Here is a 20,469-nt window from a genome sequence, read left to right on the forward strand (position 1 = left end):
TCTCTTTTATAAATTGATAGGGTTGTCCGCCCTGCTCCCTGAAAACTGTTCGCAATACTTCATGGCGATCTACTATCGCTGATAAAGATCGCTCTAAAGCAGATATGTTTAACTGGCCAATGAGACGTAAAGCAGCAGGAGTATTGTACTCAACACTTCCTTCCAACTGGTCCATAAACCATAAACGCTCCTGGCTGTAGGATACAGGAATGAGCGAAGGACGGGTTTGAACTGAAGCAACTGTTGGAAGTAAGGTAGCAGACTTTCCACCTTGAATATTCTTTGCCAGCTGAGCTATTGTTGGATATTCAAATATCAAATTGATATCTACTTCTATTCCAAGCTTCTTCCGGATAGCAGATATCACTCTTATTGCAAGTAATGAATCTCCACCCAATTTAAAAAAGTCATCATGAATTCCTATGTCTTCTACTTCAAGCAGGTCTTGCCATACTTCGGCAAGCTTCAATTCTATATCGGATGCTGGTGCGATAAATTGATCCGTCTGCTCTTCATGTTCACCTGCCTCCGGCAGTGCCTTCTTATCTATTTTACCATTAGATGTTAATGGCAAATGCTCCAACTCTATCCATAGGGAAGGAACCATATATTCAGGTAACTTCTCACTTAGTAAGTTCTTTACCTGCTCCTTATTTCCTGGATTATCCGATACTATATACGCTACTAACCTTTTATTTCCTTCTTTATCTTGTTTGGCAATTACTACTGTCTGTCTTACCAGGCCGCTTTGAAGTATCGCACTTTCCACTTCTCCTAATTCAACTCTATAACCTCTTATTTTAACCTGGTCATCCACCCTTCCCTGGTACTCAATACTTCCGTCGGGAAGCCATCTACCCAAATCTCCTGTTTTATAAATTCTTGCCCCTTCAATGAAAGGATGTTGAACGAACTTTTCTGCAGTTAACTCGGGCCTGTTTAAATAACCTCTTGAAAGTCCGGCGCCTCCTATACAAATTTCTCCCGTTACACCGACAGGCAACAGTTGATCGCTTTGATTTAAGATGTATAGTTGCACATTATCTAACGGCTTTCCTATAGATATTCCATTCTTAATTTTATCAGCTTCAGATATTGGATAAAAATGATAAGTACTACAGCCAACAGTAGCTTCTGTGGGACCATATTCGTTTATAATTTCTACCTCAATATTGTTCTCAACAAAATAGTCGAAATGACCAGGAACTAATGCTTCACCACCCAACACCAATTTCTTCGTTACCAGCCTTAAATCTTCATCTTCCATTGATGCTTTCAACAATTCAATGTGTGCAGGTGTAATTTTTAAAAAGTCAAAGGGAGCATACTTTAAAAGATTAGCATCTTTAAATACTTCATGCTGTTGTTCGCTGCCAATCACAATTGACTTACCTGCTAACAATGGCATAAATATGCCTGTTACAGATGCATCAAAAGTGTAAGACAAATGAATGAAAGTACCTGTATTGTTACTGTCTTTATTTATATAATTGGCCTTATTATTTAGAAGGTAATTGAGCAAAGAACTATGCTCTATCATTACACCTTTGGGTTTTCCTGTTGAGCCGGAAGTGTAAATAATGTAAGCAAGGTGATTGGCAGCAATATCCAGATTAAGATTGCTAGTTGACTGACCTCTTATCGCTTCAACATCTGCATCTGTTTTGATTATGCTTAAACCTCGTATGCCAAATATCTTATTGCTGCTTTGCTTGCTACTAACAACTATTGTTGCCCCCGTATCTTCAAGTATAAATTGTACTCTTTCCAGCGGATAGGCAGGATCAATCGGCACATACGCTGCTCCTGCTTTTAGAATTGCCAGAATACCTACCATCATTTCAAATCCAGGCTCTATACAAATAGGAACAAGCGTTTTTGTTTGTACACCCTGGCTCCGTAAATATGTTGCCAGCTGATTTGAACGTTCGTTAAGTTCTTTATAGGTTATTTGTTCTTCGCCAAAAATTAAAGCTGTTGCATTTGCGTTTTCTACTGCTTGCTCCTCAATTAAAGAAACAACTGTTTTGTTAGTCGCGGTAACAGTGGCAGTATTATTAAACGCTACAAGCAATTGTTGTTTTTCTTCCGCCGTAAGCAATTCGATTTCACTAACAGTAGCATTCGAATTTTCAACTAGCTGGATTAAAACATTTCTAAAGTGATTTTCTATTTCACGTAAATATGTTTCCTGTAATAAAGTAGCGTTGTAAATAACTCTTATACTTATTTCTTCGCCGGTAGAAATGGTTAAACTAAAAGGATAGTTGTTTTGCTCATGAATGGATAAGTTCTCGATCTTGAGTTTCCAATCATTAGCAGTGAGAACCTTGTTTATCGGATAGTTCTGAAAAGTTACTGTCGTATCAAATAAATCTCCTTCTACACTTGTCCAGTTCTGCACATCATGAAGTGAAGAGTATTGATATTGCCGTGATGATACCTGGTCTTGCTGAAGAGATTGCAGCCACTCCACTATGCTCTGATCTTCTTTCAACTCCGACTTTAGCGGCAATGTATTGATATACATTCCTACGCGCTGCTCTATGTTGGCTAAATTATCAGGACGTCCTGAGACGGTTACACCAAAAGTGATCTTGTTGCTACCCGAGTATTGATGCAGCAGATAAGACCAAACTCCTTGCATAATTGTACTAACCGTTAACCGGTTGCGTTTTGCAAACGCCTGTACTTTTGAAGTCGTTTCAGAATCTATCTTTAAATACTCTGTTTTAAATTCTCCAACACCCCTATTTCTGTCTACAGTGCTTGAAATAAAAGGCAGCATTGTGCTCTGTACAGTGTCCTGTAGATAATTGCGCCAGTATGTTTCTTCCTGGTATTTGTCTTTGCGGTCAAGAAAGCGGATATAATCTTCAAACTTGTCGTCTTCGGGTATAGTTACCTCTTTGCCATCAGACAACAATTCATAAGACTGCAAAAACTCTTCTATAATTATTGGTAGCGACCAGCCATCGAATAGAATATGGTGAGACGTCCACAGCATGAGGTAACGATCTTCACTTACCCGTATCAATGCGAGTCGCATTATTGGGGCAGCTTTAAAATCGAACCCTTTGCTCCTATCTGCCGCTTTGTATTTATTTATGGCAACAACCTGTTCCTCCAAAGACATCGAGCTGTAGTCGATCGCAGTTATAGGTATCTCAACTTCCTTATAAACACACTGAACAGGGATACTAAAAGTATCATGATAAAATGCGCTTCGAAGAATGCTATGACGTTTTACAACCGACTGCCAGCTCTCTTTAACCAACCCGATATTTGGATTAATAAGATCGCATGAAAGCTGTTCTATGTAAGCACCTGCTTCTTTGTTGTACAAGCTATGGAACAACATGCCCTGCTGTATCCCACTTAACTTATAAAGTCCGTCGATTTGTTCTTTTCTCTTCCTGCCTTGAACATTTTCTTCTAAAAACTTATCCAGCTCCTGATGAGTAACTTCTGCACTTAGGTCATAATCGGATGGAGTAGTGATTGACTTTTCCTGTGTAAGACAATGGGAAATAAGTGCCGTTAGGTTAGTGATATAAGAGGAAGCAATTCTATCAATTGTATCCTCATTAAAATGCTTCTTACTGTAGCTCCAGTTAAAGATTAATTCTCCTGCCTGAACAGAACTATCTATAGCCAGCTTTTCATCAACCTTTAAATTTTCACTTCTACTTGCTTCGGCTCCTTCTGCAGCGCCTTTAAACCACTTACTTTCATTTGAAATATTATCTAACTGACCGAGGTAATTAAATACAACGTCCCACGATTTTCTATTCTGAAATGTCTCCTCTTTATTAATGTACTTGAGAACTCCGTAGCCTAGCCCTTTGCCCGGCACCTTCCTTAGTTGTTCCTTTACTGTTTTAATAAGTTCATCATTATTTGCTGCTGAACCCACCTCTAATAAAACAGGGTAAAGATTAGTAAACCAACCCACGGTTCTACTAATATCTAAGTCTTCCTCTATCTCTTCTCTACCATGCCCTTCGAGGCCAATTACAATTTTATCTGTTGCACTCCAGGTACACAAAGTTTTGGCAAGTGCAGCCAGTAAAAGGTCATTGATTTCTGTATGGTAGACTTTCGGTACTTGTTGTAGTAGACTTCGGGTTTGCTCTGGAGCCAGCCGTAACTGATAATGCGCTACGTCTTTTACCAGTACTTCACCCTCAAAACTATTGTCAACCGTAATTGGCTCACAGCTTTTGACAATATTTTGCCAGTATCCTATTTGCGATAATAATTGTTTGTTTTGTCCATATTGCTGTAGACCATTATACCATTGGCGTAAAGATGTGGTCTTGCTGCCCAGATCAACTTTCTGGTTATCTAATAGCTGAGAAATTACCAGGTCAAGATCTGTCAAAAGGATTCTCCATGACACGCCATCAACTGCCAGGTGATGTATTACCATCAACAACCGGTTGTCAGCTTCAGTATTTGGAGTTTGTATTAGTACCGCTAGAAATAATTTCCCGGCTTCTATGTCTAGTGCAAGCTGATATTTATTAGCAACTTCAGCTATAATCGAATTAATCGGTCCTTCAACTTTAGAAAGGTCTTCATTGATAAGGCCTGCCTGGTTCGAAGTGAACTCCTGCCGCCACTTGCCATCTTTCTTATAATATTTAAATCGCAGGGAGTCGTGAAAAATTGAAAGCTGCTTTACTGCCTCCAGCAGAACATTCTGCGTAATTGATTTATCTATGGATAGTAATACACTTTGATTAAAGTGAGAGATGTCGGAACTTCCTTGTTCCAGGTACCATTGCTGAATTGGCAGCAAGCCTGAGAAACCAGTTAGCTCGCCTTGTTCAGACTTAACTGCTATAGCGCTGCGATCTGCTATCGCCCTTGTTATTCTCGCGATGGTTTGATGAACAAAAATATCTTTAGGCTGAAGGTGATAACCTAAACGATTTGTGCGGCTAACTACTTGTATAGTCAAAATGCTATCCCCGCCCAATTCGAAGAAATTATCCTCAATCCCTACTCTTTCTACACCTAAAAGTTGTTGCCATATTTCTGCCAACGCTCTTTGAAATTCGGTTGCAGGAGCTACATACCCATTAACGGTAAGTTTAGTAGCGTCCGGTTCCGGCAAGGCTTGCTTGTCAACCTTACCATTGCTTGTTAACGGTAAACTATGCAGTTCTACCCATAATGCAGGAACCATGTATTCAGGTAACCGTTCAAGCAGGAAAGCACTAATTGCATGCTTATCAAAAGCAGTCTCAGCGACAACATAACCAACCAAACGTTTGGTGCCATTGCTATCTTCTTTCGCCAGCACTACAGCCTGGCTCACCTGTTCGCTTTGCAAAAGCACGCTTTCTATCTCTCCAAGCTCTATTCTATAACCCCTGATCTTTACCTGGTCGTCTATCCTTCCCAGGTATTCTATGTTTCCGTCAGAGCGCCATCTACCTAAATCTCCTGTTTTGTATAACCTTTGAGTGTTATCATCAAAAGGATTTGTAACAAATCTTTCTTCTGTTAACTCTGGCCTGTTTAAGTAGCCTTTTGATAATCCTGCTCCGCCCAACAATATCTCCCCGGGTACACCAATTGGTACTAACTGATTTGCGTAATTGGTGATGTAAGCAGAGCGATTCGTCAACGGACGACCGATAGGTATGGAGCTATTTACCTCCTTTTCCTGAATAGTATAAGTTATTGAGAAGGTGGTATTTTCGGTAGGACCGTAACCATTAATAATTTCAATAGAAGGATCAGCTTGTCTTAATTTCTCAATATGTTTTTCAGAAAGCTTTTCACCACCGACAAGTACTGTTTGCAATCCTGAAAACACCGTAATGTCAGTTTCAACCAATTGATTGAACCAACTGGAGGTGAACCACATTTTTGTCACTTTCCTTTCCGATATTTCCGCTTTAAGTAACTGGCTGTCTAATAAGGTATTTTCAGTACATAGTACTAATTGACCGCCATTCAACAGCATACCCCAATACTCAAAAGTGGTAGCGTCAAAGGATGGTGAACCCGTTGACAGCAAAATGTCTTTGTCTGTTAACGAGACGTATTCCACTCCCTTAACAAGGCTTACTACATTACCGTGCTCTACCATAACACCTTTTGGCGTACCCGTAGAACCGGATGTATAAATTATGTAAGCCAGGCTAAAAGGGTTTATGGCAGCTTGTACATTATCTTTTGATTGCTTTGCAACAACTGACCACTCTTTGTCTAGTTCTATAAATTCAACATCCTGTACTATTTGAAGCTTTTTGCGGCTCTCCTCGCTAGTTAAAATAAACCTGGCAGCCACATCATTCAACATGAACTTAATTCGCTCGGCCGGATAATCCACATCTATAGGAACGTAAGCTCCGCCTGCCTTTAAGATTCCCAAAATGCCAACCATCAGCTCAGGGCTTCGGTCAATACATATCGGCATGCAGGTTCCTTCCTTTACTCCCTTATTTTTCAGGTAAGAAGCTAGTTGGTTTGCTCTTTCGTTAAGTTCCAGGTATGATAACTTCTGGTCTCCGAAGATAACCGCATTAGCTTCAGGTGCTTTTAGAGCCTGTTCTTCGAATAACTCGACGATAGTTTTCTGAGAAGGGTAAGCTGAAGATGTATTATTAAAAGATTCAAGAAGCTGATACTCTGCAGTGGGAATAATATTGATGGAACTTGTCTTCGAACTTAGTTCCTGTGGAAACTGTTCAAGAATATAAAGCAACCGATGCGCTAATAGTTCAATTTCTTTAGCGCTGAAGTATTCATTCTTGTAATGTATGTGAAGTTGTAAAGCCCTGTTTTTTCCGTAATCGCGCCAGACAAGTTGTAAGGGTGTTACTTCATACTCATTAGCCAATCTTAGTACTGTTGCATTTACATCAGGACCAAAATCATTTTCAAAATTTAATGGCTCATAGTTGACTACAATTTGAGTCAAGTATCCTTCTTCAAAATCAGAAGTGGCAAAATGCCTGCTTAGGTCGCCTATCAAATAATTTTGATAACGATAGTCTTTTCTTTGAATTTGCGAGATCTCTTTAAGAAGATCAAGTAATATTTCCTCCTCGTTATAATCTCCTTTAAAAGGCTGAATGCCGGAAAACATTCCGATGATACTTCTTAGCTTTTTCGAACCTCTTTTGTGAAGCGGTATACCAAAAACAAATTCTTTTTCATTGGTAGTTTTAGCGAAGTAAATGATAAGGGCAGCAATAGTTAATTGCTGCATTCCCACTTTAGTTAGTAACTGTAGATCTTCAAATAGTTTTTTTTGATCGCCCGTAAGTTCTAGAATGAATGTAGCGCTTTTGCTTCCGGCGTCATGTCCGAAGTATTTTTTTGATAGTAGTTTTTTGGGCTTCGTCTTAATTTTTTCTTTCCAATATTCGCCCTCCAACTCATAATCGGGCGAATTATAGAACTCCGTAGCTTTTACAGCTTCCTGCACATAAGAAGGATAACTTACTGGTAAGTTATCCCCTGCTATTAACGACCGGTATTGTGTTGCGAGATATTGTACCCAAACTGTAAAGCCATAACCATCGGTTATCAAATGGTGGTACCGGCAAAAGAACCAGTACTCCTTATCTTCTATTTTTATTAGTACATGCTCGAATAGTAAGTTGTCTTTTTTAATAGCAAAAGGAGTATTAAACCTCTCCTGCATCCAATCCTGCCCTATACCTCTTGCATTGTCCTTCCCAGAAAAATCAAGCTCGTCCACTTCCACATGCTCATAGTCTTCATCTATAATAAATGAAGGAACAGAGAGGTCCGGATCAAACCTCATCTTATAAGTATCGAATACTTTGGGTGCTGCGTGAACAATGTGCAGGAACTTTTCTTTATCAAAACTTCCTACAAGTTTAATATACCCCCCAATATTATAATGAGGACTTTCAACATTAAGAAGTTGATCTATATAAACTTCCTTTTGTGATGGATGTAAAGGGAAGGGCTTTTTTTTCATGCTAAACCTCGTTCGCTATTTTTTCAAAAAGCTTTCGGCTATTGGATTAGTTAATACTACTAAAATGGTTACTATTACTCCAAACTATTTATTTAGGAATGCCTCTAATTACATATTGAGGCTGGCAACTTCCTTATCATACAACAGTTCCTTCTCACCAAATAAACGCTCGGCTACCATTCCCCTGTTTCTGCAAATTTTGACCAGTTTGTCAGATTGCACTATTGGATTAGACTCGTCTGTATATTTAATACTGCTGATAAACTCACACCACGGCTCTTGTCCCATTGCATATACATACAGTTCTTTGGGATTGAAAATATTAACGAGCGACAAACCTTTTTCACAATCTGAACCTGCCAATCTCCTACTTCCATCCATGTCCCTTGCTAATTTCTTAGTTAATAACGGGCCATATAACCAGGTGAGAGGAGCACCATCGCACTCCATACCTATAAACATTACATCTACATCACCAATCTGCTTATGAATATGATCATAAAGCTTAGGCTCAACAATTCTGGAGTCGGCTAAAAATAATAATTTGAAACTTCCAATCTTAACAAGGAAACAAGATTTTGTAAGAATGTTTAGATCGCTATGCTCCCCAATAAATGGCAATGCGGTAATGATTGCATCACTAAACTTGATTGTTTCCATTTCATCCATTGCAAAAACGTTGTTGAAACCGACGTTATTGAACATCAACTTCAAATCGGGGTCTTCCAACTTTCCGCTATTTGTTCGGGGAACGATCAGGTTTTTAATCTTATGTCTTAATGGGAGAAGTGTTTCAAATAGAATATGATCCTGGTGATTGTGTGTAATCAGCACGTAATCAATCATGTCAGGAAGATCAACATCAGAGAAATGGTCAACACTTGAGTGGTAACCGTAATAACTGATCAATGGGTCTACAAGTATGCTAATGTCCTTTGTTTCTACCAAAATACATGCATGGCCAAAGTATCTCATTCTTATCTTGTCACCTGTATATTTCTGATAGGGAGGCGGAGGTGTTTCAGTGAAGAAAGAATCGAAAAGATCTTCTTTTGAACCGGTTATGCCTAGCATAGCTTTAACGTAACCCAACGATTGAGGCACCCTCTTCATCTTCGCTAATTCGTCGATGCCAGGATGGTCAAATGGAATATCAAGGTTAAGAACGTCTTTCTCTTCCAAGCGTGGAGTACTTAAACAAAATGGTCTTTCATCATTATTTGTAATCCACATCGCAATACTTTGAGAACTTTTGTTATAATATTCACTATTATATAAAAGCGACTCAAAAAACCTAAACCCGGGGTTATTATTTCGATCGTAATACAATTCTACATACCCCTTTAAAATATTAGGCACCTTCTCGTAGACTGTTTCCAGCCCGTAACCTTTCGCCTCGGTCGCCAACATTCTATCAAGCTCTTTTATCGCTTTAGCAAATTGTATTACTTTTTCCTGCTTTTCTACAGTATTCTTTTGTAGCGCCTCCACTTCTTCAATCCTTCCGCCTTGAAAATCCATAAAAGGACCGCCACGCATTTTAGGATTTAAAACTGCCTCTGCGTGTATTGAAGGAGCCGACAAATAAGAATCAATTATTGTTAAATGTCTTGAAACAATATTCATCGCTGCAGTTGCAGGAGAAATGAGATGACTCCACGCGTACCATTTATCTACTAACGGTTCAAGAACAACGTTAGGCTTTAGATACATTTGTTTGTTTTCCATATATTATAATCTTTCTTGATAATTTTCTGTACTATGTTACCTCAAAATTCCCACTTTAAAATACAATAATAATTATATAAACAACAAAAACGTGTTTATTACTATCGTAAACTTTTTTGCTTTGCTGTTATTTCAGTTTTTATTTTGCTCTATATAAGATTAAAATAACACCGAATTAGCTGCAATAAGCAATATTATTATTTCAATTTTACATATGATACACCGTTTAGCCCGAGTGACACCACATTTCGCGGTGCGAAAAGGCAAAGTTATTCTTCCCACTGTTTACTCAATACTGCATTTCTTCTTTATATTGGCGTTCATACTTCCGCAGGTATATTCTTTCCTTTTATTAACCCAACTCCCAGTATTACGTGCTCTTTCATCTGCTTCTGCTTAAACGGAGGTTTTAATATTATTATAAACGATCTGGTATTTTAAGTATTGCGTTAAGCACTTCAAGTAATTTTACGACCGTAAATAAAGCAGAATAAACACTTAGATTTAAGCATATTGCGGATAACGGCAATAAAATAGAATATAAATGGCTTTATTTATTTTATTTTGACCTGATTTCGAAAAATCAATCAAACACCTGATTACTTTACTAATATGAGGATCGTTTTATTAATCGTATCGGCTACAATTACCACCTTTTTAATCTTCTTATTAAATACTTCAATTGCTATTTCAGGAAGTAAAACTCCTCGTTTTGGAGCTTTTCTTAGTCCTCAGAATGGTTTTTGGCAAAATGCCGAAGCTTCAAACGTTGATTTTAATAAAAAGTTCACCTCCCCTCATTTAGGTGGAAAAGTGGATGTTTATTTTGATGAACGCCTGGTACCCCATGTGTACGCGGAGAAAGAAAATGATGCTTATTTTGTACAAGGATACTTGCATGCGAAGTTCAGGCTTTGGCAGATGGAATTTCAAACATATGCAGCTGGTGGAAGGCTAAGCGAAATAATGGGTAAGGGAAAAGCTTTTTTAGAAAAGGATAGATTTTTCAGAAGGCTCGGTATGGTGTATAGTGCTGAGCAATCATTAAAAACACTTGAAGCAAATAGTGTTACAAAAAATGAACTGGATGCTTACACGAACGGCGTTAATGCGTATATAGAAACTTTAGACCCTGCTGAATATCCATTGGAATACAAACTTCTTGACTACAAACCTGAGAAATGGACAAATTTGAAAACGCAGTTGTTCTTCAAGTACATGTCATATGAACTGGCAGGTTTTGATTCAGATTTTGAAATGACAAATGCAAGAAACATTTTTTCTCCTGCGGATATTGAGCAACTCTATCCTATCGCTCCGGATAGTTTAGATCCTGTTGTTGCTAAGGGAACGATATTTCAAGATGCTAGTCACTTGCCCAAAAAACCTGTTAACGCTGACTCGACCTACTTTCATTCCCCCGCGGTCTCAGATAGTACCCTTATTCCACAACCTGATAAAAATAATGGAAGTAATAACTGGGCAGTTGCCGGAAGTAAAACAAAAAGCGGTGCCCCAATGCTTTGCAATGATCCACACCTTGGTTTAAGTCTCCCTTCCCTTTGGTATGAAATGCAAATATCTACGCCAACTCTCAATACATATGGTGCTACCTTTCCTGGTTCTCCATCAGTTATCATTGGCTTCAACGATAGTTGCGCATGGGGTGTAACGAATGCAAGCCGTGATGTTAAAGATTATTATGAGATCGAGTTTAGAGATAGTTCAATGCAAGAATACAAGTTCAACGGAGGGTGGGCAAAATCGACATTTAGAAACGAAATCATCAAAATAAAAGGTGAACCGGATGTGACCGAAACGATAGCAGTTACTTTATTAGGCCCTGTTATTTACGATAAGAAATTCCCCAACGTACTAAAAGACGGTAAATATTATGCTTTAAGATGGTTAGCACAAGATGCAAGCAACGAACTACTTGCATTTAATAAATTGAACCACGCAAATAATTATGCAGATTTCTTAGATGCAATTTCAAATTATCAATGCCCTGGTCAAAATTTTGCCTTTGCATCTAAAGCGGGAGATATAGCAATAAAACAAGAAGGAAAGTTTCCGGCGAAATGGGAAAGGCAGGGCGATTATTTGATGCCAGGCATTGATAGCAGCTACGCCTGGCAAAGCTTTATTCCCAATACAGAAAATCCCGCAATGTTTAATCCCCCAAGAGGATTCGTAAGTAGCGCTAATCAACTAGCTGCTGATAAAAGTTACCCTTATTACCTTGCGGGAAGACCTTTTATCTATCGTGGAATTATCATTAATCGCTGGCTAAATCGGTTGTCTAACATTACGGTGGAGGATATGCAGCAAATGCAAACTGACAACTATGATGTATTTGGCGAGGTGGCGAGACCTCTTCTTTTGAAGTTCTTAAACCAGCAAGACCTTTCGAAAGACGAGTTAAGCTATATAGATAAATTAAAGGAATGGAATTTAAGAACCGACTACAATGAGGTAGGTTCGACAATATTAGATAAATGGTGGAGGCGGCTACAAAAAGAAGTGTTCAGCGATGAATTTGCAAAAACAAACTTACCCCTGCGCCCGCCCGATAACAGTACATTGCTCGAAGGTTTACTTCGTGACAGCACCTTTAAGTTCGTTGACAATATATCTACTCCACAGGTAGAAAACTTGCGTGAAATTGTTTCAGCTTCTTTCAAAAAAGCTGCTAAAGATTTAGATACCGCCAAAAGAAATGATTATCTAATTTGGGGAAAGTATAAGAATACAGGGCTAAAACACTTATTGAACATCCCTTCTTTCAGTAGTCTTCAATTAGAAATGGGAGGCAGTCTTAATAGCATAAACGCCAACTTTAGAAATAACGGCCCAAGCTGGAGAATGATTGTACAATTAACTAAGGATACTGAAGCATATGGAGTATACCCGGGCGGTCAAAGCGGAAATCCCGGTAGCAGGTACTATGATAATTTTGTTGATGACTGGGTGAAAGGAAAATATTTTAAACTTTTGTTTTTAAAAAAACAGGAAGTGGAAAATAACGACAAAATAAAATGGACGATGACATTTTCTAAAGCTTAATTTTTATTCATGAAATTTTTAATTGCCACCATTCTCACTGCTTTACTAAGTTTTGCAATGGCATTATTTTTCCCGTGGTGGATCATTGCCCTGGTTGCTTTTATTGTAGCAGCAGTAATACCTCAGAAACCTTTATTGGCTTTCCTGGCGGCTTCTATTGCAATATTTCTTTTATGGGGCGCGCAGTCCTACCTCATCGATCAGAAAAACGATCATATCCTGGCTACGAAAGTCGCCGACTTATTATTTCATAAAAAATCCTACATCCTTATAATAATAGTCACAGCTATAGTTGGAGCAACGGTTAGTGGCTTTGCTGCGTTAACTGGAAGTCTATTGAGAGGGGCGATTGTTCATACAGGAAGAAATAAGGAAGGTAAAGAACTACAGTAAGTGCACAATTTTTAATGTTTTCAAAAACGAAAACTACACCCTATCCTTCCTACTGCATGAGCTGAATTTAGTGTCTTAAAACAATTTTCGGAAAAAAGGTATTTAACCAACTTACCAAGATGTTTCAAAAATCAGGTCTATTTAAGGAAGCGTTTTTTTTTCTGAGCTTATTTTGTTTACATACTACTATTTTTAGTCAGCAGAAAGATTCTATGCTACCAGGGAGAGTTGCTCCCCTTACTTTTTATCCTTCTATGACTTTAGAGAATCCCTTAAATTCAGGAAGATTCGGGTTAATCGTTTTAGGAGCTACAATAGAAAATAAAACCCGAATCGCAAATGAACCAGACGCAAACGCTGGTATATATGTAGGATTAGGAGCGCCTGAAAGATTCGTTGGAGCAGGGGCTACTTTAAACATTTATGGACTTTCTAATAAAGTTGGTGAACAACAGAATTTGGGGCAAGGAAGTTTAAGCTTTCATATAAACAGATTATTTCTACAGAATAAGTTCCTGCTGGATGCGGGTTGGGAAAACGCCATTTATTGGGGAGGTAATAACCAGTCATATATTTCATATCAACGTAGCCTTTATTTTTCGGGAAATTATCTCCTGTATTCTAAACCTGAAAACTTACAAAAGCCTTTTGGATACTTAAGTATTACTGCGGGTATTGGTAACGGCTCGTTCAGACGCGATGAAAATTATACTACGGTTAAAAGTGGCTCCTTTGATCCTTTTTTTAGTATAGCAACCCCTGTCTTTAAAGGAACAAATATTCTTACGGAGTGGAACGGGTATGATATTACCGCAGGAATTTCTTCCATTCCTTTTCAAAAAATACCCTTTTTATTTACCGTTGAGATTACAGATCTGATTTTTGGCAATCCTAGAATTGCAGCATCAGTTTCCCTTCCATTCAATCTCGGCAAACCTAAAAAAGATAAGAATGGTTTACCAGTAAGACCGATTGGTATAAAACCAGTCAGGCCGGTAAGAACTATTTAAGGGAAAAAGCTTTAAAAACTCCAATTGTCCCTTCTGTGTTTGTGGTCATTGAAATTGAGGAAGCTGGAGGAAGATTTCCTATTACCAGCCTTTCTGCATGTTGTACAAGCTCTACATTGCCTTGCTCAACATGCTGTTCGTACATCTGCCACTCACTCTTATTCTTTATCACCATCCCCTTCATTCACCATTTCTCCTTTCAACAACTCATACAGTCGCTCGAACCTGATAAATTGTTTTAGATAGATTGCTTGGTTCTTGTAATTTGGCTGATAAGTAGACAAAATGCTATTTTGAAAATTAGTCTCTATTCCTACGGCCTCTGCTCCTAAGATAACCGCACCTAAAGCAGCGCTTTCAATAGTATCGGAAACAACGACTTTAATGTTTGAAATATCAGCCAACATTTGAACCCATAAATCGCTTTTTGCAAAACCACCTGAAGCATGTAGTTCGGTTACCTCGTGCTGCTCTGCCAATATTTTAATAATACTGTACATACTGAAAATAACGCCTTCAAGAGCAGAACGTACCATATGTGCTTTAGTATGCTGAATGCTCAAGCCAAAAAAAACGCCCTTTGCATTAGCATTCCAAATGGGTGCGCGTTCACCCAAAATGTAAGGAAGAAATAATAAGCCATCACTCCCTGGTGCAACCAGTTTCGCCTTTTCAAAAAGCTCATCATAATCTTCATTAGCTTCTAATAAGCTTTCTTTTAACCATTGCAAAACAACCGCTCCATTATTATTAGCACCTCCAGCTATGTATAGATTGTCTTTAAGGTGATAGCAAAACGTCCTCATTCGACCATCCGTTATCGGGTTTTCAATTATCATTCTCGCCGCACCACTGGTACCAATTGTAATAGCCATTGCTTTACCCATTGCACCCGTTCCAAGATTTGATAGCGCACCATCACTTGCTCCAACTACAAAAGGTACTTTTTTTAAAATAGCAAGACCGTCGAAAGTATTGTTGTGAAAAATAGCTTTTGTAGAGACAACGCTGGACAGACGATCCGCGGTAATTCCTGCGTAATTCAATATATCCTCATCCCACTTAAGAGACCTACTATTTAGCAAGCCGGTAGCCGAAGCAATTGAGGTATCAACAACAAACTTTCCAAACAGCTTATAAAAAATGTACTCTTTGATACCTATGAACTTGAAAGCAGCTTCAAATATTTGTGGTGCATTTATTCTTAACCACAATAGCTTGCAAAGCGGCGACATCGAGTGGATCGGCACTCCGGTCGAGCGATAAAAGCGTTTGCCTTCTTCGCCATCCCGCAACTTTTGAGCAATCAAATCCGACCGGTTATCTGCCCAAATAATACAAGGTGTAAGCGAATTGCCTTTTTCGTCTATCGCTATCACGCTGTGCATTGCGGCACTGAAAGAAATAAATAAGGGAAGATTGGGGGTGAGTGTTTGAAGAACTTTATTAATAGCACTTATTACGGCCTGAAAAATTTCCTCCGGGTCTTGTTCACTCCAGCCTGGTTGAGGATGGTGCATTGGATAAGGAAAAGAATAATTGGCAATAGCTTCGCCCGAGTCAGAAAAAGCTACGGCTTTAGAAGAGGTAGTGCCTATATCAATACCAAGATAATAGTTCATGAATGAAATTTAAAAAGAAGGCTTAACTCCCGAAATTTATGGTTTATAGGAATACGTCTAAACGCTGAACTTACAGAAAAAGGCATTCTGACACAAGAGTAGCCTCAAACATTCAATGTAAAAATAGAACTTAGTCAATTAATTAATTTGCTATAAACCGATTCCAAATAAACTCAACGCGTTTCTTCGAACCTTCAAATCAACTCCTTAACTCCAATTTTTATCTGGTTTATGTTTCAGCCTTTTTGCAGCATCAATTACATCCTGTAATTCTACCGGATCACTAAATGGATCTTCATCCAGTTCTGTGGTACGGTTTAATTCTTTTTGCCAACGCCTCAATTCATCAATATATTCCCGGCAGGGCACTCTGCGTAAATCTTCACCTGTTTTTTCAACGTCATACAGACCGTTTTGTAACCATTCTCCAGTATGCCAGTCAGGCATGGTAACGGCCGGAAAAAGACAAATTCCGTGCAGATCAATTCCGGCATCCACTGCAGCCAACGCCTCTTCCATTACATCTTTAAGCCAGGCAGTTCGACCTTCATTCATACCGCTCGTTTCAGCAATAATAATTGGCCGCTGATATCTATCCCAAACCCTTTTTATTAAATCGCATAACGGTTTTACTCTATCATCATCAGGTGGCAGTGCAGCGTGTGGCCCGCTCTCACGATATTCCATTTGACCAAAAGAGTAATTATTCGCGCCAACGATGTCCAGAATTTCAGGAGAGCCCCCTAGTTCAGGATGCGCTTTACCTGAAATAATATCCCACCCTAAAAAAGTGTCTACATAGGTTTCATGTTCTGCAAGGGGTTGCTGATAAGGTTTATCTTTCGGTGCCACTACCTGTACCAAAGGATCGATATGAACCATTCTTGCACCTGGTTCTACTTCGCGTATGGCCTTTACACCACAAATCGCAGCCTTGCATAAGTTATAGCGCAATTTATATCGCTCGTCCCGGGTGTTGTTGTAAGGTGCAACCCATCCCCATTCTCCACCACAGAATGAAAAAAAAGTTATTTCATTGATAGGTGTAAAAAAGTATGGCCCCTTTAACTTAGGAATTACATATTCAGCCGCAGCCTTACAATAAGCAGAAAATCTTAAACAAAATTCTTCTGAATAAGGATCAAGACCATCAGGATAACCATAGTGACAGAGGTCCCATACAGGCCATATTTTATTATGTCGCATTGCTTCAATCATAGGATCGATACAAGAAAAATCAAAGACACCATTCTTTTCAACCATAGGCCATGGAATTCCTTCACGAGATACTGCAATACCTAGCGAATGCAAAATTTCGTAATCCTGCGCTACATACTTGTTGTGCTGTGTTTCATCAATCAGGTTTCGCCGCTTTTTATCTTTCCATAAGAAAGTAGAACATTCAAAACCTGAGATAAAAAAGGTGGGAAAAATACCAGGACGATTGGCCATTTAAATTATTTGAAAGAGTGTATGCTGCTTCACAAAAAAATAATGCCCCTCGTAAAAAATATCCTTTTATTTTTTACAAAAGTGAAGCAACCTTATTTTATGCGTTTCGTATTCATTTAAAAAAACAGCAAAGTTTTTCTTACTCCGCGGAAGTTGAACAGTATGCATCTGTTTAAAACATTACATTTTATATTCTAAAAAAAAATTAAATGAAATATTTAAACAACCCTACAATGGCTGTAACAGCCCTTATTTGTATGCTACTAAGCTCCTCTTGTTCCCAGAACACTATTACTCCATCGCCTACACCTGCCATCATGCTAAATAGTAGCCCAACACTTGGATTTTATTTGGCCGATAGCCTTAATAACACCCTGTATTATTTTTCAAACGATTTTGATGGTAAAAGCAATTGCACGGGTGGCTGTTTAAGTATATGGCCCATCTATTATGCAGGAGAGAACCTGACCCAGGCTAAGTTACCTTCCAGCCTTGATATAGCCGATTTTGGTACAATAACAACAGCCACAGGAGTAAGGCAGACTACTTATAAAACCTGGCCTTTATATTATTATGCACCTGTAGTAGCCGGAACCAATATTCGGGAAAGTGCGGGTGAAACCAAAGGTGAGGGAGTTAATAATATTTGGTTTGTAGCCAAACCGGACTATACAATTATGGAGGTGAATGCGCAGTTAGTTGGTAATGATGGTAAAAATTATAAAAGCGACTATACAGAAGGAACAGGTAAAACGCTCTATTTCTCCGATATGAACGGCATTACTTTATATGCCTTCGCGCCTGATAGTTTTAATATTAATAAATATACAAAGCCTGACTTTTCCAACAATGCTATGTGGCCTATCTATGAAACCAATAAAGCGGTCGTGCCTTCTAATCTCGACCAGACCCTGTTTGGTTCCACAGGTGTTTGGGGGAAAGCTCAACTTACCTATAAAGGTTGGCCCATGTATTACTTTGGTCCTGACAGCATGAAACGAGGACTGAACAAAGGAGTAAGTGTACCCAAAGCCGGAGTTTGGCCAGTAGTTGTAAAAGCTGCCCCAACTGCTCCAAAATAACTCTCTCAAAAGCGGCCGCGGCTAAAATTACAAGAGAACTAATAAAAAAAATTTATCCCAAAGTTGTTTTGGTACCGTCTTAAAAAGCATTTAAAAGCGTTCGACCATCGTTAGCTATTTGCTTCTGTATATTTTTTGCATGTGAAAGACCTGGTTAAAGAAAGAAATGTTATTTTACCTCTTCGCGAAGGTTTCATTGATGTTAAACCAATCTTTAAGGCAGCCTCTACAGTGGGTCTGAATTATATTTTTGTCGAACACGATATGCCGGCCGATCCCTTCAGGAGTATTCAAACAAGCATAGAAAACTTACAGCAATTAGTAGAATAAAACGCTTACCATTTTGCCATGACTAATCTTAAAAAGCTGACCTCTTTTTTTACCGCCATAATAACTTGTTTATTAATTGTTGCTTTCAACGCAACACAAACAAATGATGAAACAGGTGCATTAGCAGATTTGGTTAAAATAGAAACAGGGCTGGTATCGGGAACTAAAAGCCCTGATCATAGTATTTCCATTTTTAAAGGAATTCCGTTTGCAGCGCCACCAGTTGGAGATTTGCGATGGAAAGCACCGCAACCTGTACAACCGTGGCAAGGCGTAAAAAAATGCGATGCATTTGGCCCAAGTCCAATGCAGTCGAAGCCGGCAGCATTTAGCATGTGGTCAGAAGAATTTTTAATTCCCGGGGAGCCAATAAGCGAAGATTGTTTATACCTTAACCTCTGGACAGGCGCTAAGACAAATAAGGAAAAAAGACCTGTACTTGTTTGGGTTTATGGTGGTGGGTTTAACAGCGGCGGGGCCGGAGTGCCCATTTATGACGGTGAAGCTTTGGCTAAAAAAGGGATTGTATTTGTAAGCTTCAATTATCGTGTAGGTGTGTTTGGTTTTTTCGCCCATCCTGAACTTACCAAAGAATCTCCATACCATGCATCTGGCAATTATGGTCTACTTGACCAGGTGGCGGCATTAAAGTGGGTTCAAAAAAACATCGCTGCTTTTGGTGGCGACCCTGCTAATGTAACTATTGCAGGGCAATCAGCCGGATCAATGAGCGTTAACTGTCTTGTAGCAACACCGCTAGCAAAAGGGCTTTTTACCAAGGCGATCGCAGAAAGTGGTGCAAACTTCTCGAGAGGGTCTGCTACAATACAACAGGCTGAAAAAGACGGTATAAAGCTGGCCGAAAAGTTAAATGCTCCAACCATTGCAGGGTTAAGAAGTATGCCGGCCGACGACCTGTTTAAAAAGGCACAAGGCCAACGAGGAGTGATTATTGATGGTTACGTATTGCCTGAAACCATAGCTGAAATTTTTGCAGCGCGTAAGCAAAACGATGTAGCGCTGCTAACCGGATGGAACCAGGACGAAGGTTTGCTTTCGGGCCCTATTAAAAATGCCACTGATTTCCGTAAACAGGTTGCAGAACGATACGGTGCAGACTCTACAAATTTCCTCAAACATTATCCTGCGTCGACTGATGCGGAGGCCGCTACTTCTCAACTCAACCTTTCGCGGGACATGATTTTCGGTGCTCAAAACTACACCTGGGCCAATATTGCCAGCCAGCAAGGCAAAAAGGTATATGTGTATCGTTTTACGAGAAAGGTTCCCGCAACAGGTGAATATGTAAAGTATGGCGCCTTTCACACCGGCGAAGTTCCTTATGCCTATAACAATTTAAAATTTGTAAACCGTCCCTGGCAACCCGAAGATCACAAGCTGGCAGAAGTGATGTCCTCCTTTTGGACCAATTTTATAATTACAGGCAACCCTAATGGCAGTGGTCTTCCCAATTGGCTGGCATATACAACTAAGGATAAAAAAATAATGGATTTAGGCATTACCCAAAAAGCTGTCACTATCCCCGACGCCCCTGCGCTCGATTTTATAGCTGCGAAAATGGGCAGTAGCCAATAAATTAGAACAGCCGCAAATTGATGGTTTTTATCTAAATTGGATAACAGCGACAAACTTCAATAATTCCTTTATTGTACCAACTAAGTCACCTCTGTCTGGCTTCACTTGCGACGCTCCATTCAAATTTATATCCCTGATAAGCTGTAGGCAAAGAGAATAAATACAATGCCCAGCAAACAACAGAAAGCCATCCTTTAACTATTACAGTTAATAACAAT

At 39.2% G+C, this 20,469-nt stretch carries 10 protein-coding genes; 6 read left to right on the forward strand and 4 right to left on the reverse strand.

The features are described 5' to 3' along the window. Positions 1-7,972, reverse strand: a 7,972-nt coding sequence (locus JWR87_RS00545) for a non-ribosomal peptide synthetase (protein ID WP_297814546.1), incomplete at its 3' end; no start/stop codon positions are given. Positions 7,973-8,080: 108 nt separating this feature from the next. Beyond that, on the reverse strand, positions 8,081-9,700 hold the full coding sequence (locus tag JWR87_RS00550) for an MBL fold metallo-hydrolase (protein WP_297814547.1): 1,620 nt from the start codon (positions 9,698-9,700) through the stop codon (positions 8,081-8,083). 612 nt (positions 9,701-10,312) lie between these two features. On the opposite strand from JWR87_RS00550, the gene JWR87_RS00555 reads away from it, so the two are divergent. The 3 genes from JWR87_RS00555 (at position 10,313) to JWR87_RS00565 (ending at position 14,169) form a co-directional block, all read left to right on the forward strand. Then, positions 10,313-12,766, forward strand: coding sequence for a penicillin acylase family protein (locus JWR87_RS00555; RefSeq protein ID WP_297814548.1), 2,454 nt, complete (start codon positions 10,313-10,315; stop codon positions 12,764-12,766). Positions 12,767-12,775: 9 nt separating this feature from the next. Further along, positions 12,776-13,159, forward strand: a complete 384-nt coding sequence (locus tag JWR87_RS00560) for a hypothetical protein (RefSeq protein WP_297814550.1) — start codon at positions 12,776-12,778, stop codon at positions 13,157-13,159. A gap of 212 nt (positions 13,160-13,371) precedes the next feature. Continuing rightward, on the forward strand, positions 13,372-14,169 hold the full coding sequence (locus JWR87_RS00565) for a hypothetical protein (RefSeq protein ID WP_297814551.1): 798 nt from the start codon (positions 13,372-13,374) through the stop codon (positions 14,167-14,169). A 158-nt stretch (positions 14,170-14,327) separates the two neighbouring features. On the opposite strand, the gene JWR87_RS00570 is transcribed toward JWR87_RS00565, so the two are convergent. Together JWR87_RS00570 and JWR87_RS00575 are read right to left on the reverse strand one after the other, a co-directional pair. Then, positions 14,328-15,791, reverse strand: a complete 1,464-nt coding sequence (locus JWR87_RS00570) for a gluconokinase (RefSeq protein ID WP_297814552.1) — start codon at positions 15,789-15,791, stop codon at positions 14,328-14,330. A 207-nt stretch (positions 15,792-15,998) separates the two neighbouring features. Continuing rightward, entirely contained in the window at positions 15,999-17,243 is a 1,245-nt protein-coding gene (locus JWR87_RS00575; RefSeq protein ID WP_297814553.1) for a hypothetical protein, read from the reverse strand. A gap of 209 nt (positions 17,244-17,452) precedes the next feature. Here JWR87_RS00575 and JWR87_RS00580 point away from each other — a divergent pair, with 209 nt between their 5' ends. The 3 genes from JWR87_RS00580 (at position 17,453) to JWR87_RS00590 (ending at position 20,251) form a co-directional block, all read left to right on the forward strand. Further along, complete coding sequence (locus JWR87_RS00580; protein WP_297814554.1) at positions 17,453-18,325, forward strand: hypothetical protein; 873 nt, start codon at positions 17,453-17,455, stop codon at positions 18,323-18,325. A gap of 141 nt (positions 18,326-18,466) precedes the next feature. After that, on the forward strand, positions 18,467-18,655 hold the full coding sequence (locus JWR87_RS00585; protein WP_297814555.1) for a hypothetical protein: 189 nt from the start codon (positions 18,467-18,469) through the stop codon (positions 18,653-18,655). An 18-nt stretch (positions 18,656-18,673) separates the two neighbouring features. Next, positions 18,674-20,251: a carboxylesterase family protein gene (locus JWR87_RS00590; protein ID WP_297814557.1), complete on the forward strand. Its 1,578-nt coding sequence runs from the start codon at positions 18,674-18,676 to the stop codon at positions 20,249-20,251. The last annotated feature ends 218 nt before the right edge of the window (positions 20,252-20,469 follow it).

The organism is Segetibacter sp., assembly GCF_025963695.1.
Classification (GTDB): domain Bacteria; phylum Bacteroidota; class Bacteroidia; order Chitinophagales; family Chitinophagaceae; genus Segetibacter.